The 12,206-nt window shown below is 61.8% G+C and carries 14 protein-coding genes and 1 pseudogene; 2 read left to right on the plus strand and 13 right to left on the minus strand.

Annotated elements, in window-relative coordinates; all coding sequences use genetic code 11:
- The first annotated feature begins 6 nt into the window (after positions 1-6).
- Entirely contained in the window at positions 7-1,572 is a 1,566-nt protein-coding gene (locus tag ACR3E4_RS21340; RefSeq protein ID WP_480536014.1) for an L-aspartate oxidase, read from the plus strand.
- On the plus strand, positions 1,569-2,417 hold the full coding sequence (gene nadC, locus ACR3E4_RS21345) for a carboxylating nicotinate-nucleotide diphosphorylase (RefSeq protein ID WP_480536013.1): 849 nt from the start codon (positions 1,569-1,571) through the stop codon (positions 2,415-2,417). The genes ACR3E4_RS21340 and nadC overlap by 4 nt, the downstream gene beginning before the upstream one ends.
- Before the next feature lie 85 nt (positions 2,418-2,502).
- On the opposite strand, the gene ACR3E4_RS21350 is transcribed toward nadC, so the two are convergent.
- The 13 genes and pseudogenes from ACR3E4_RS21350 to ACR3E4_RS21410 all read right to left on the minus strand — a co-directional run.
- On the minus strand, positions 2,503-3,756 hold the full coding sequence (locus ACR3E4_RS21350) for an NAD(P)/FAD-dependent oxidoreductase (RefSeq protein WP_480536012.1): 1,254 nt from the start codon (positions 3,754-3,756) through the stop codon (positions 2,503-2,505).
- 70 nt (positions 3,757-3,826) lie between these two features.
- Positions 3,827-4,588, minus strand: coding sequence for an ABC transporter substrate-binding protein (locus ACR3E4_RS21355; RefSeq protein ID WP_480567229.1), 762 nt, complete (start codon positions 4,586-4,588; stop codon positions 3,827-3,829).
- The gene (locus ACR3E4_RS21360) at positions 4,498-5,058 is read right to left on the minus strand and encodes an ABC transporter substrate-binding protein (RefSeq protein ID WP_480567231.1); all 561 of its coding nucleotides are present in this window, start codon (positions 5,056-5,058) and stop codon (positions 4,498-4,500) included. Before ACR3E4_RS21360 ends, ACR3E4_RS21355 begins: the two co-directional genes overlap by 91 nt.
- A gap of 22 nt (positions 5,059-5,080) precedes the next feature.
- Positions 5,081-5,632 (minus strand): carboxymuconolactone decarboxylase family protein, encoded by a 552-nt coding sequence (locus tag ACR3E4_RS21365; protein WP_480536009.1) that lies wholly within the window; start codon positions 5,630-5,632, stop codon positions 5,081-5,083.
- Complete coding sequence (locus ACR3E4_RS21370) at positions 5,629-6,537, minus strand: branched-chain amino acid ABC transporter permease (protein WP_480536007.1); 909 nt, start codon at positions 6,535-6,537, stop codon at positions 5,629-5,631. Before ACR3E4_RS21370 ends, ACR3E4_RS21365 begins: the two co-directional genes overlap by 4 nt.
- The gene (locus ACR3E4_RS21375) at positions 6,534-7,394 is read right to left on the minus strand and encodes a branched-chain amino acid ABC transporter permease (protein WP_480536006.1); all 861 of its coding nucleotides are present in this window, start codon (positions 7,392-7,394) and stop codon (positions 6,534-6,536) included. The genes ACR3E4_RS21370 and ACR3E4_RS21375 overlap by 4 nt, the downstream gene beginning before the upstream one ends.
- On the minus strand, positions 7,394-7,609 hold the full coding sequence (locus tag ACR3E4_RS21380) for a hypothetical protein (protein ID WP_480567233.1): 216 nt from the start codon (positions 7,607-7,609) through the stop codon (positions 7,394-7,396). Before ACR3E4_RS21380 ends, ACR3E4_RS21375 begins: the two co-directional genes overlap by 1 nt.
- The gene (locus ACR3E4_RS21385) at positions 7,594-8,142 is read right to left on the minus strand and encodes an ABC transporter ATP-binding protein (protein ID WP_480567235.1); all 549 of its coding nucleotides are present in this window, start codon (positions 8,140-8,142) and stop codon (positions 7,594-7,596) included. The genes ACR3E4_RS21380 and ACR3E4_RS21385 overlap by 16 nt, the downstream gene beginning before the upstream one ends.
- Positions 8,142-8,969: an ABC transporter ATP-binding protein gene (locus tag ACR3E4_RS21390; RefSeq protein ID WP_480567261.1), complete on the minus strand. Its 828-nt coding sequence runs from the start codon at positions 8,967-8,969 to the stop codon at positions 8,142-8,144. Before ACR3E4_RS21390 ends, ACR3E4_RS21385 begins: the two co-directional genes overlap by 1 nt.
- Complete coding sequence (locus ACR3E4_RS21395; RefSeq protein WP_480536004.1) at positions 8,891-10,438, minus strand: sulfatase-like hydrolase/transferase; 1,548 nt, start codon at positions 10,436-10,438, stop codon at positions 8,891-8,893. The genes ACR3E4_RS21390 and ACR3E4_RS21395 overlap by 79 nt, the downstream gene beginning before the upstream one ends.
- 17 nt (positions 10,439-10,455) lie before the next feature.
- Positions 10,456-11,073: a TetR/AcrR family transcriptional regulator gene (locus tag ACR3E4_RS21400; protein WP_480567237.1), complete on the minus strand. Its 618-nt coding sequence runs from the start codon at positions 11,071-11,073 to the stop codon at positions 10,456-10,458.
- 237 nt (positions 11,074-11,310) lie between these two features.
- Positions 11,311-12,027: a LysR substrate-binding domain-containing protein gene (locus tag ACR3E4_RS21405; protein ID WP_480567238.1), complete on the minus strand. Its 717-nt coding sequence runs from the start codon at positions 12,025-12,027 to the stop codon at positions 11,311-11,313.
- Between the two features lie 9 nt (positions 12,028-12,036).
- Positions 12,037-12,093 (minus strand): annotated as a pseudogene (locus tag ACR3E4_RS21410) (hypothetical protein); the annotation flags it as partial.
- Positions 12,094-12,206: the final 113 nt, after the last annotated feature.

Below are 12,206 nucleotides of genomic sequence, written 5' to 3' on the forward strand. Positions count from 1 at the left end.
GACGACATGCAGACTGTCGAGACGCCACGTGTGGTGATCATCGGGGCCGGGCTGGCGGCGGTTTACGCGGCGCTGAAGTTGGCCCCCTGCCCCGTCGTGATGATCTCGCCCGAACCGCTTGGAATTGGAGCAAGCTCGGCCTGGGCGCAGGGTGGCGTCGCAGCGGCAATGGCGCGCACAGACAGCCCGCAGGCGCACGCAGAGGACACCATGCGCGCCGGGGCTGGTTCGGTTCTGCGCGAAGTGGCCGAGTTTGTGACCAACGCCGCGCCGGAGCATATCCTTGATCTATCCGATCTGGGCACCGGGTTCGACCGCACTGCCGATGGGGGCTTTGTCCAGTCACGTGAGGCAGCGCATTCAGCCGCGCGGGTGGTTCGGGTCAAGGGCGATCAGGCCGGGGCCGAGATCATGCGAGCGCTGATCGTCGCCCTGCGTCAAACTCCGTCTATTCAGGTCGTAGAAGGGGCGCTGGCGGTTGGGCTGGAAAGCGATGGTGAGAAGGTCAGCGGCGTCTATCTGACCAACGCCGAAGCACCGGGTGGACCTCAGGTTCTGTTGCGCGGGTCGGCGCATATCTTGGCAACCGGCGGCTCGGCTGGTCTTTATGCCCAAACCACCAATCCTGCGCGTATTCGGGGTCAGGGCATTGGTATGGCCGCCCGCGCCGGTGCGCGGATTGCGGATGCCGAGTTCATCCAGTTTCACCCCACTGCAATCGACGTCGGTGAAGACCCTACACCGCTGGCGACCGAGGCATTGCGGGGCGAAGGTGCCGTTCTGATCGATAGCAATGGACATCGGTTCATGCCCGATATCCATCCTGACGCTGAACTGGCTCCGCGCGACACTGTTGCGCGTGCCGTCTACCAGCAGACGCAGTTGGGCAATCGTCCCGCTCTGGATACGCGCAAGGCCATCGGCGCCGCGATCGGGGACAACTTTCCGACCGTGACCGAAGCCTGCCTGCGCCATGGTGTGGACCCGGTACACGATCCGATCCCGGTGACGGCCTCGGCGCATTACCACATGGGCGGTGTCGAAACCGATCTGGCCGGCCGAAGCTCATTGAACGGGCTTTGGGCCTGTGGCGAGGCCGCCTCGACCGGGTTGCACGGCGCGAACCGACTGGCGTCGAACGGTTTGCTTGAGGCTTTGGTGTTTGCGCGCGCCTGCGCGCGAGACATTGCGACGGATGTCTCCGAACGGAGCGCGCCGGAAGTCGACATCGCTCTGGTGCCCGATGGTTCTGCCGGGCAACACCCCGATTTGTCCGCTCTGCGCAACACCATGACCAAATTTGTTGGCGTGGTCCGTGATCAGGATGGTCTGCACCATGCCCTGACCGATATCGCAACGCTTGAGGCCCGGCACACGGGCTGCGACCTATTCCTGAACATGACGGCCACCGCCACCCTGATCGCGGCAGCCGCGTTGCTGCGCGAGGAAAGCCGTGGCACGCATTACCGCTCTGATTTTCCTGATCTTATTCCCGGACCCGGCCAACGCTCTGCCCTGATGCTGGGCGATGCTCTGGCCTTGCGGGACCGTATTGCAAAGGACGCAGAATGACCCATCCGGCTTTGCCCGACCTGATCTTGGAACCTTTGGTGCGATCAGCACTGATGGAGGATTTGGGCGCCTATGGCGATATCACCACTCAGACCGTAATCCCCGAGGATGCAACCTATGCCGCCCGACTGAACGCCCGCGCGGATGCCGTGGTCTCGGGAATGCAGGTTGCTGCGTTGGCCTTCCGGCTGGTCGATCCTTCGTTGGAGATCTCGACACACATTGCGGACGGGCAGCGCTGCGCCAGGGGCGACACGCTGATGGAGATCCGGGGCAAAGCGTCCTCGATCCTGTCAGGAGAGCGCGTGGCGTTGAACTTTGCTGGACGGCTGTGCGGTGTGGCCACCGCGACGGCGGCGCTGGTGGCGGAAACCAGGGGCACCAGGGCGCGCATCACCTGCACGCGCAAAACCACACCCGGTCTGCGCATCGTAGAAAAACAGGCCGTTCTGCATGGCGGTGGTTTCAATCATCGGTTTTCCCTGTCCGACGCGATCCTGATCAAAGACAACCATATCGCGGCGGCGGGTGGCGTGCGTGCGGTACTGGAGGCGACGCAGGCTCGCGCCTCGCACATGATGAAGGTCGAGATCGAGGTGGACACGCTGGATCAATTGGCCGAAGTGCTTGAGGTGGGCGGAGCCGATGTCGTCTTGCTGGACAACATGTCGCCCGACATTCTGACCAAAGCGGTTGCGCTGGTCGACGGTCGACTGATCACCGAGGCCTCGGGCAACATCAACATCGACACGGTGGCAGCCGTGGCGGCGACGGGCGTGAATTACATCTCGTCCGGGGCGCTGACCCATTCTTATCCTTGTGTCGATCTTGGGCTGGACTTTTGATGGGAGGGGATACTTAGACGCCCCCACTGATCTCGATTTGCCGCAATGGTTTGCAGATAATCCCTTCCCGGGCGGAATATGTCGCTTACACCCTTTGATACCGGGTGGCCCTAAAGGCCGACAGATCGTGGTTCATCGGTGTACCCGCCGCGATATCCGCAACCAACTCGCCCGTCTTTGGGGCCATCATCAAGCCATAGTGGCTGTGGCCAAACGCTGCGATCAAGCCGGGAAACCCCTCGATCTCGCCAATACAAGGCAGGCTGTCGGGTAAACTGGGCCGCTGACCGGACCATGTGGACATGTTGCTGTCGTCAAGATCGGGCAACAACGCACGAGCCAGTGTAACCAGCCCCTCAAGGCGTTTCGGGTTGTCGGGTGCGTCAAGCCCTGCGAACTCTGCAGTTCCGGCAACGCGCAACCCTTCGGCCATCGAGGAAGCGACAAATTTCATGTCCATATCCATGACCGAATGAGTCAGCGTGACGCCCGGATCGGTGAATGAAACATGATATCCACGCTCGGATTCCATCGGGATTTTTAAGCCCAATCGTCGCAAAAACTCCGCAGACCATACGCCCATTGCAATGACCAGTTTTGCCGCCGTTCTCTGGCCCTGATCGGTGGTGTAAAGCCAATCACCGTTAGGAGTGGGTCCAACACCATGCACAGTTTCGCGCAGAATAGTGCCGCCCAGGGTTTGAAATTTCTCGGCCAGAACAGTGGCGATCCGACCCGGAGACACCGCCCGCGCCTGTCCCTTTATCAGAATAGCAGCTTGAAATTCTGTCGTCAGATGCGGCTCCAATTCGCGAAGCTCGCCTGCGTCTATCCGTTCGATTTCTGCGCCGCGAGACTGGCGCATACTGTAGTCCAGCGTTTCAGGATTGGCAGAGTCGGCGTTTCGAAAGGCGTGCACATAGTAACTGTCCACAATCAGGTCTTCATGACCGGTTCCCGCCAGATGGCGGCGGAATAAACTAATGCAGCCGCCGTTCAGGAAATCCATCGCGTCCGAAATCGGACCAATTCGGTCGGGATGCCCTTCTCGCAAGAACCTCAGGCCCCAGGGAAGCAATCGGGGCAGGTAAGAAGGCTTCACCGTCAAAGGCCCATCGGGATCAAGCAGACAGCCGGGCACTTTTTTCCACATACCTGGAAGAGGCTGTGGAATGCTGGACCATGGTGAGATGATCCCCGCATTTCCGGCGGATGTGGCCTGCCCGGGCGCCGCCCGATCTATCAGCGTGACTGCGAAGCCGCGTTGAACAAGGGACAGAGCACAGCATATCCCCACGATCCCGGCCCCCAGAACCGTGATGTTATCATTTTCAGCCATTTGGAACGCTTAATTCGGTGTTGCTTGATAGACAGCCCCGACATTTGGGGCTGCCGTGCTTCAGACCGGTTCAGATCGTGCCCAGCTCGACGTCCTTACCATCCTTGATGACAAAGTGCGCGAAAGGCCGGTCTTTCAGATTGCCATCCGGGTGGAAGGCTACGTCCATGCCGTAGCCGGTATAGTTGACCGGATTGCCGGTCCGAACAGCTTCGAGCAACGGAACCGCTCCGCCGACATCTGATCCACCGCCATTGGTGATGTTCAGGATTTCCTTGGTATAGACCGTCGCGTCCGGCGTGCCTGCCTTTTCCATTGCGGCGGCGTGCACGGCCATCGAATCCGCGCACAGGGCCGAGAAAGGCAGGAAGGTGCCGGGTTCGACACCCATCAGACCCTCGAACTCTTTGTAAGCAGCGGAAGAACTGTCATTGGTGGCCTGCAGGTGGTTGATACCCTCGCCGACCTCGGTGCCGACGGCTTCGATGAACTTGCCGCCGCCGTTCACACCGGCGCTGGCGGCGATGGTCAGAGTGTAAAGCTCGGCCTCATAACCGCCCCGGAACCATTCCTTGGCGATCGAGGTGAACTGGGTGACATAGGCGGGCAGGAAGACGGCGGTGACGTCCTCGCTCATGACCTTGTCGACTTCGGCGCGGAAGCTGGGCTGATCGGGCTTTACCTCGGCCTGCACCACCACTTCGCCGCCACCGGCCTCGATGGTCTCGATGAAGGGGCCGATCATCGACTGGGTGAACGCGGTCTGCACCGCAAGGATACCGACCTTTTTGTGGCCTGCCGCCAGCATCGCCTTGGCCGGGGTATACCCCACTCGCGGCCCGTGGCCTGAAAGCGCCAGATCAACCCGCCATGGTCGCCCTCGGTGATCGCATCCGCCGCGCCCAGACAGCTGACCGAGACGCCCTTTTCGATGGCCAGCGGCTTGACCGCCAGCGTCGGGCCGGACCCCCACATGCCGACAATGGCGCTGACCTGATCTACGTCCAGCAGCTTGCGCGCGGCGCGCACGGCGGAGGTGGGGTTGGTTTCGCTGTCCTCGGCGATGATCTCGATCTGACGGCCATCCAGAATGCCGCCCGCGTCGTTGATCTGGCCTGCGATCACCTGCGCCGCCTTGACGATGTTGGGCCCGTATGAGGCCCCGCCGCCGGTCAGGGGCGAAATCATGCCAATCTTGACCGGTGCGTTCTGCGCCAGCGCGGGCAGCGGCAGGCTCGTGGCGGCAAGTCCCGCCGCCGTCGTGCCCAGAAACCGCCTGCGGTTCATGATCAGTTTCGTCATCACTCTGTCCTCCTCTGAGTGGTCATGTGCTGGCGGGGACCTCCTCGACCCCTTCCTCCAGCGTCAGTTGCAATGCGTCGTTGAAGCGGTTGAACGCGCCACACAGCGCGATGCGCCAGGTCAGCTCGACGATCTGCGCATCGGTGAAATGGGCGCGCAGGTCAGTGACCTCGGCATCGCGCATCCGGTTTGCGCGGGTGGTGACGGCCACGGTAAAGCGCACCACCATCTTGTCGACCTCGTCCAGTTCCGGGTGATCCTCGACATCTGGCAGACGCGCGATGCCCTCGGCGCTGAGGCCCGCAACCTCCAGCATCGGCGCGTGGTGCGAGATGCAATAGGTGCATTCGTTCAGCTTTGACACGGTCACCAGCGCCAGTTCCAGCGCGCGGCGGGGCAGCACCGCCTCGTCCCGCAGGTCCAGCAACATGCCGAACAGGTGCTTCAGGATCACCGGACGGTGCGCCATCGCGCCGACCAGATTGCCGAACGGGCCATAGCGGTTCATTTCATCAAAGACGGCGCGGGCCTCATCCGGAAGGGAGTCTGCCGAGAGGGGAGAAATCCGGCTCATGACAGATCTCCGTCTTTCGCCTGCAGGCGGTATTCACGCATGAAACCCTGCGGGCGATAGATCAAGAGAAGGATGAGGCCCACACCGATCAGGATCAGACGTAGTGACGCGGCCTGCCCAGCGTCCAGAAACGGCATGAGGTCTTTCAGGAAACGGGTGCCTTCCAGCAGCACCATCACCGATACAGCGCCGATCATCAGGCCGGTGTTCGATCCGCGCCCGCCCGCAATCACGGCCATGAAGGCATAGGCGGTGACAAAAGCGCCGAATTGCGTGGGGTCGATATAGCTGAAGTAAAAGCTGTGCAGGCTGCCCGCCGCGCCGATGATGGCCCCGCCTGCGGCAAAGGTGCGGACGCGGAACGACAGGGTGGTTTTCCCCAGCGTCGCGGCGACCAGATCATCCTCGCGCAGCGCCCGCAGGACGCGCCCGAAGGGCGAGACCGTCAGCAGTTGTGCAAAGACAAAGCACAAGGCGAAGACCGCGACCGAGATGGCAAGGAATATCAGCTCATAGTTCAGGCCCGAGGCAACGCCGGACAGCGGTCGGGGGATGCCGGGCAAGCCGTTGGCACCACCGGTCAGCCAGGTCTCGTTCAGCAGGAACAGGCGGACGGCCTCGGCAAAGGCGAGTGTGGCGATGGCCAGATAATCCTCGCGCAATCGGGCCGAGACCAGCGCCACCAGTGCCGACAGGATCACGGTCACGATCACCGCCAGCACGGCGGCGATCAGCGCGGGCACCCCGGCCAGCGCCGACAGGCCCGCGACATAGGCGGCAACGGCGAAGAAACCGAAGATGCCGAAATTGACCATCCCGGCCTGACCCCATTGCAGGTTCAGCGCCAGCCCGATCAGGGCCGAGATGACGACGAAGATGAGAATTGCGGTGAGATAGCCGATCATCTGCTGATCCTCGCTTTGCCAAACAGTCCGTGCGGGCGCAGCAACAGCACCAGGACGATAATCAGGAAGGCCACTGCCTGACGGTAGGTGGTGGGTAGGATCAGGGTCGACAGCTCTTCGGCCACGCCGATCAGCAGCGCGCCGACAACGGCCCCCAGCGGGTTGCCGATGCCGCCCAGAATGACGGCAGCAAAGACCGGCAGGATATAGTTCCAGCCCATCAGCGGATCGACCACGCCGTCCATGCCCACCAGCACCCCGGCAAAGCCCGCCAACACCCCCGAGATCGCCCAGACCGCCCCGATAACATAGTTGCGGTTGATGCCCCGCACGCCCGCCAGATCAGGGTTGTCCGACACCGCGCGCATGGCGCGGCCCAGCGGGGTACGCATCAGGATGAACCACACTGCGACCATTGCCAGCAGGGAAACGATAACGATGGTAATCTGCTCGTTATTGACGCGCATCCCCATCCAGCGATGCGGGCGCGCCACGGCAATGTCATAGCCGCGAATATCCGACCCCCACAGGAACCGCACCACATTCTCCAGCACGAAATAGACCCCCATCGACGCCACCAGCAGCGTCACATGGTCCGAATTGCGCAGCGGCCTATAGACCAGCCGATCTGTCAGCAGCGCGACCGAGGCCAGCCCGACCGCCCCCAACCCGGCGGCCAGCAGCAGCGGTGCGCCGATATCGACGTTGAAAAACAGCGCGATATAGGCCCCCATCGTAATCATCGAGCCGATGGCGAAATTGGGAAAGTTCAGAACACCGTAAGTCAGCGACAGCGCGATGGCGGGCAGGGCCACCAACAGCCCCGAGACCACGCCGTTCAGCAGGATTTGCAACATCACACAGACTCCGCCGCTGTGACATCCGCCGTGCCCATATAGAGCGCGTGGATATCCGGATGGTTGAGGAAATCGGCGGCGGGCATCTGCGCCCGGACCTGACCCGAGACAAGCACGATGGCGGTTTCCGAGATCACCATCGCCTCTTTCACATTCTGTTCGATCATCAGGATCGACACGCCCGCATCTTTCACGGCCTTCACGGCCTGAAACATCTCGGCCACGTATTTCGGGGATAGCCCGGCGCTTGGTTCATCCAGCAACAGCAGCGAGGGTCGGGCATCAGCGCGCAGCCAAAAGCCAGCATCTGCCGCTGACCGCCGGACAGATTGCCCGCCATGTCGCCTTCGCGATGGGCAAGATCGGGGAAGATGTCGAACACCCGCTCGCGCGCGGCTTTCAGGCCCTTGGTGTCTTTGGCGATGAACTCATAGGCCAGCGTCATGTTCTCGCCGATGGACATGTTGCGGAACACGTTGTGTTCCTGAGGCACGTACCCCAACCCAGCGCGGGCCTTGGACGGCGCGTTCAGCCGGGTCACATCGGCGCCGTTCAGCGTGATCGTGCCCGCGCGCGGCGTCAGCAGGCCAACCAGCGATTTGATCAGCGTCGACTTGCCCGCCCCATTAGGCCCCACGATGGTCGAGATCGCGCCTTCGGACACGGTGAACCCAGCGCCCTTGATGATGTCGCCGCCGCTGCCGTAACCGGCGCGTAAGGAATCGACTGTCAGGATCGGATTGCTCATCACGCCATGCTCCCCAGATAGGCTTCCAGAACGCGTGGGTCGGTGGTGATCTGCGCGAACGAGCCGTGCATCATCTCGCGCCCTTCGGTCATCACGTAGACGCTGTCGCACAGGCGCTCAATCATCTCCATGTCGTGTTCGACGATAGCGAATGTGACGCCTTCGGCCTTGAGCGACAGGATGAAATCGGCCAGCACGCCCTCCATCGTCGGCGCGACACCGGCGGCGGGTTCGTCCAGCAGGATGACCTTGGGCGACAGCATCATGGCGCGCAGTACCTCGAGCAGCTTTTTCTGCCCGCCAGACAGGTTCGCCGCCGACTGATCAGCCAGCCGCCACAGATCGACCCGTTCCAGCAGGGCGCGGGCCTGTTCGATGGCTTTCTCTTCCTCAGCCCGGATACGGGCGCGGGAAAACAGCGAGGCGGCGATGCCTTCGCCCAGTTGTCCGGGGCGTGCCAGCAGCAGGTTTTCCAGAATGGTCAGCGCCCCCAGATCGCGGCTGATCTGGAAGGTGCGCACCAGCCCTTGTTCGGCCAGCTTGTGCGGCGGCAGGCCGGTGATGTCGGCGCCATCTAGAACCACTTGGCCCGCGTCAGGGCGAAAGGCACCGCCGATAGTGTTGAACAAGGTGGTCTTGCCCGCCCCGTTGGGGCCGACAATCCCGGTCACCTGCCCGGTGGGTATGTCGATTTGCCCGACGTTCAGCGCCTGAAAGGCCCCGAATTTCTTGATCAGGCCTGAAATCTTCAGCGCGCGTCCCCTCCCATGTTCCAGATTTTCTGCGCCTTGCCGTCGGTTGCGTAGGGCAACCAGTAATCCGACAATTGCTTGGGTGTGTGTTTGATGCGGTGGCTCAGCAACGCCTGTGCGCAGGCGGCCAGGGCGGCTGCATGGGCCGGATCACCGGCCAGGTTGTCATGACAGTGCGGGTCCGCGTTCAGGTCGTACAGCAACGCGGACTGCGCCGGGAAATGAATGTATAGCCAGTCCCGCGACATCAGCGCGGTAAAACAGCAATCGTCTACGTGATCCGGCAGTAGATGAGCCAAACCCGGGTTCAGGCGCAGCTCGCGGAAATCGGTTTCCCACACCGTATGCCAGCGCCAGTTCTTGGGCGCGCGGCCGCGCAGGAACGGGGTCAGGGCATGACCGTCACAATGCGGCGCAAGCTGGCCCACAGCCTCGGCTATGGTGGGCAGGATGTCGATGGTTTCGGTGAAGGCGTGGCTCTCGGAGCCATGGCTGGCCGGATGGCGTGGATCGCGGATCATGAGCGGCACATGGAACAAGCCCGGGAACGGCCCGCGCCGCCCATAGATCCAGTTGTCGCCCAACTGGTCGGCATGGTCCGAGGTGAAGATGATCAGCGTTTCATCATACCGCCCGCTGGCCTTGAGATCGGCGATCAGCGCGCCGAACTTCTGGTCCACCTCGGCCATGTTGCCGTAATAGGCGGCGCGCATGGCCCGGTCGTGATCGTCGGTCACCTGATCGGGCGCAAGATCAGCGCGGAAATAGCGCTTGGACCCGTAAGCCTCAAGGGACGCGGCCAGAAACGGGTGGCTGTCGGAAACCTGGGCAGGCGTAGCGGGCCGCGCCGGGACTGACAGATCCGCCGAGTCGAACATTCGGTTGAACGGTTCGGGTGCGACCATCGGCGGATGCGGGCGCAGGCAATTGAGGTTCACGAACCACGGCCGCAGCCCCATCTCGGCGATGTAATCCCGCGCCGCGCCGAACATGAAGGCGGTATCGCTGAATTCCGCCGGGTACTGGCAGGGTGCATCCGGTTGCGCCGGATCATAGCCGCCTTTGGGCAGAAAGATACTTTCGGGATCGTCGCCCTGCTCGATCACGACCCCTTGCCCATCCAGCCAATCGCGCCACGCGGCAAAGCCGTCATGGTAGAAGAACCCCGCGCGCGTTTCGAACCCGGGACAGACCCAGGGCTGCAGCTGCGCGGTATTGTCGGGGTCGTTGGGGGTATCGGTATAACCGAACAGAACCGGCGTGCGACCGCTGTCCGCCACCAGATGCGCAAGGGTCGGAACGCTGGCGGGCAGTGGAGTTTCATTGCTGACCTGCCGGTGGTTCATCAGGTACAGCCCGGTCAGCAGCGAGGCCCGCGACGGCCCGCAGGGCGCGGCCTGCGCGTGATGCCGGCGGAACGACATCGCCTCGGTCGCGAAGGCGTCCAGATGCGGCGTTTTCACGTCCGGATGCCCCCATGCGGCAATAGAATCCCCGCGCCACTGGTCGGCAATGACCAGCAGCACATTCCGAATTGCTGACATATCTCTCCTGTATTTTTCTAGTTTGCGTCCTCGGCCATGGCCTGGATCGCGTGTCTGAAAGCGTTCTTGAGGGACGCCATCATCTCGGTTTCAAATTGCGGACTGTGATAGACCAACGATTGCACTTTGAGCCCACGCAGCGCGCAGAGCACCAGATTGATGCAATCGCGGATGGCACCTTCGTCCCAGCCTTGCGCGGCGAAGGTGTCGTGCAAAATGGCGTAATAGCTGTTGAACAGATCGCGCAGCCCCTTGGCCACGGGTTCGGCCAGTTCATCGTCATTGCGCGCTGCAAGCGTCAACTCCAGTGAAGGCAGAACAACATCATCGGCAAACATGTTCTCCCACGCGCCATCGACAAAGGCGTCGACGTCGAATGCGCCGTCCTTGAGATCAGCAACCAGCCCGCGCAAACGCTCGGGGACCTCCTGCCAGAGATCAAGCGCCGCATCCAGCAGCAGCGCGTTGCGGTTGGGATAGTGGTGAAACATCGCCCCCCGCGAGACACCGGCCTGACGGCAGATTTCCGGCGTCCCGGCATTGCGAAAGCCCTTCTCCATCAGCGTCAGCAAGGTGGCGCGCCGCAATCTGGCACGCATCTCTTCGCTTTTTTGTTGTTGTCTACTCTGGGTCATGGGCCTTCGATCGTCCTCGGTGTCGAGGTTGGTTTACGTTAGGATGACCCGGACGTCCCCGTCAAATAAAAAACATACACGTCTGTTTTTATTTTCTGCAGAAGTAAATATCTTTGAACGAGATCACTCTATCGCCTGCCCATGATCGGCATTGGAGGTCGCTTGCCGAAACACGCATTTTCGCCCGACTAACTCAAAGCTCCTAAAACTCTTTTAATTACAGTCAAATGGGATGCGTCAACTCGTAAGCCATTCCATAACCTGCCGCACCTCTCGTCGCACGGGGCGGCTTCCCCGAACCTCAATGAAATAGCCATGTGTCGGGGGAATGACCTCATCAAACAGCCGAACGACCCGGCCCTCGGCAAGGTCCTGATCGATCAAAGGCAACCAGCCGATCACGATCCCCTGCCCTTGCGCCGCGCCGCGCAACAGAGCGTTTGCGTCCTGAAATATCGCACCGCGCAGCCGGTCTGAAACCGCCACATTCATAGCGGAAAACCAATCCAGCCACCCCCAATGGTTCCTTTGATGCAGCAAAGGCAGGTGCAGCAGATCTTTTGGATCCTCAATCGGTCCATGGGCAGCCAGAAAAGACCGAGAGGCAATGGCAACGGGGCTGAGCTCCAGCAGTTTGATCGCGTCATCCGATGCTTCGGACATGCGGTCCCAACGGATCACGATATCAACGTTTTCATGCGTGCGCGTTCCGGGTTCGAATGATGGCACGACCTCAAGCTCGGTATCGGAGTGGATTTCCCAGAAATCACTGATCCGTGGCATCAGCCAGCGCGCTGTAAGGATCGGACCAGCGGCCAGACGCACCACTTTGCGGGACCGGCGGTGCAGCGTGCGCACCGCGTCATCCAAAATTCCAAAGGCCTGTGCGGTGGCCTCGGCCAGCCTTTCGCCGTCTTCGGTCAGCGTGACATTTCGACCGCTGCGGACAAACAACTGCGTACCGAGCTGATCCTCCAGACCGCGAATATGGTGGCTGATGGCCGTCGGCGTGACTGACAGCGCCTCGGCGCGGCGCGGAAGCTGCCCTGCCGGGCCGCGGTTTCGAAGGCGCGCAAAGCGGGAAGTGAGGGCTTCATCACAGGACTATTGATTAGTTTTTCTCATTGGTTGCT

This window comes from Ruegeria sp. AP11 (genome assembly GCF_056535865.1).

Bases quoted from the DNA above. Each gene is read 5' to 3' on its own strand.
- ACR3E4_RS21350 (WP_480536012.1), bottom strand. From the start codon at position 3,756: ATGGCTGAAAATGATAACATCACGGTTCTGGGGGCCGGGATCGTGGGG.
- ACR3E4_RS21380 (WP_480567233.1), bottom strand. From the start codon at position 7,609: ATGTTTCAGGCCGTGAAGGCCGTGAAAGATGCGGGCGTGTCGATCCTG.
- ACR3E4_RS21360 (WP_480567231.1), bottom strand. From the start codon at position 5,058: ATGACGAAACTGATCATGAACCGCAGGCGGTTTCTGGGCACGACGGCG.
- ACR3E4_RS21395 (WP_480536004.1), bottom strand. From the start codon at position 10,438: ATGTCAGCAATTCGGAATGTGCTGCTGGTCATTGCCGACCAGTGGCGC.
- ACR3E4_RS21385 (WP_480567235.1), bottom strand. From the start codon at position 8,142: ATGAGCAATCCGATCCTGACAGTCGATTCCTTACGCGCCGGTTACGGC.
- ACR3E4_RS21340 (WP_480536014.1), top strand. From the start codon at position 7: ATGCAGACTGTCGAGACGCCACGTGTGGTGATCATCGGGGCCGGGCTG.
- ACR3E4_RS21370 (WP_480536007.1), bottom strand. From the start codon at position 6,537: ATGATCGGCTATCTCACCGCAATTCTCATCTTCGTCGTCATCTCGGCC.
- nadC (WP_480536013.1), top strand. From the start codon at position 1,569: ATGACCCATCCGGCTTTGCCCGACCTGATCTTGGAACCTTTGGTGCGA.
- ACR3E4_RS21400 (WP_480567237.1), bottom strand. From the start codon at position 11,073: ATGACCCAGAGTAGACAACAACAAAAAAGCGAAGAGATGCGTGCCAGA.
- ACR3E4_RS21375 (WP_480536006.1), bottom strand. From the start codon at position 7,394: ATGTTGCAAATCCTGCTGAACGGCGTGGTCTCGGGGCTGTTGGTGGCC.
- ACR3E4_RS21365 (WP_480536009.1), bottom strand. From the start codon at position 5,632: ATGAGCCGGATTTCTCCCCTCTCGGCAGACTCCCTTCCGGATGAGGCC.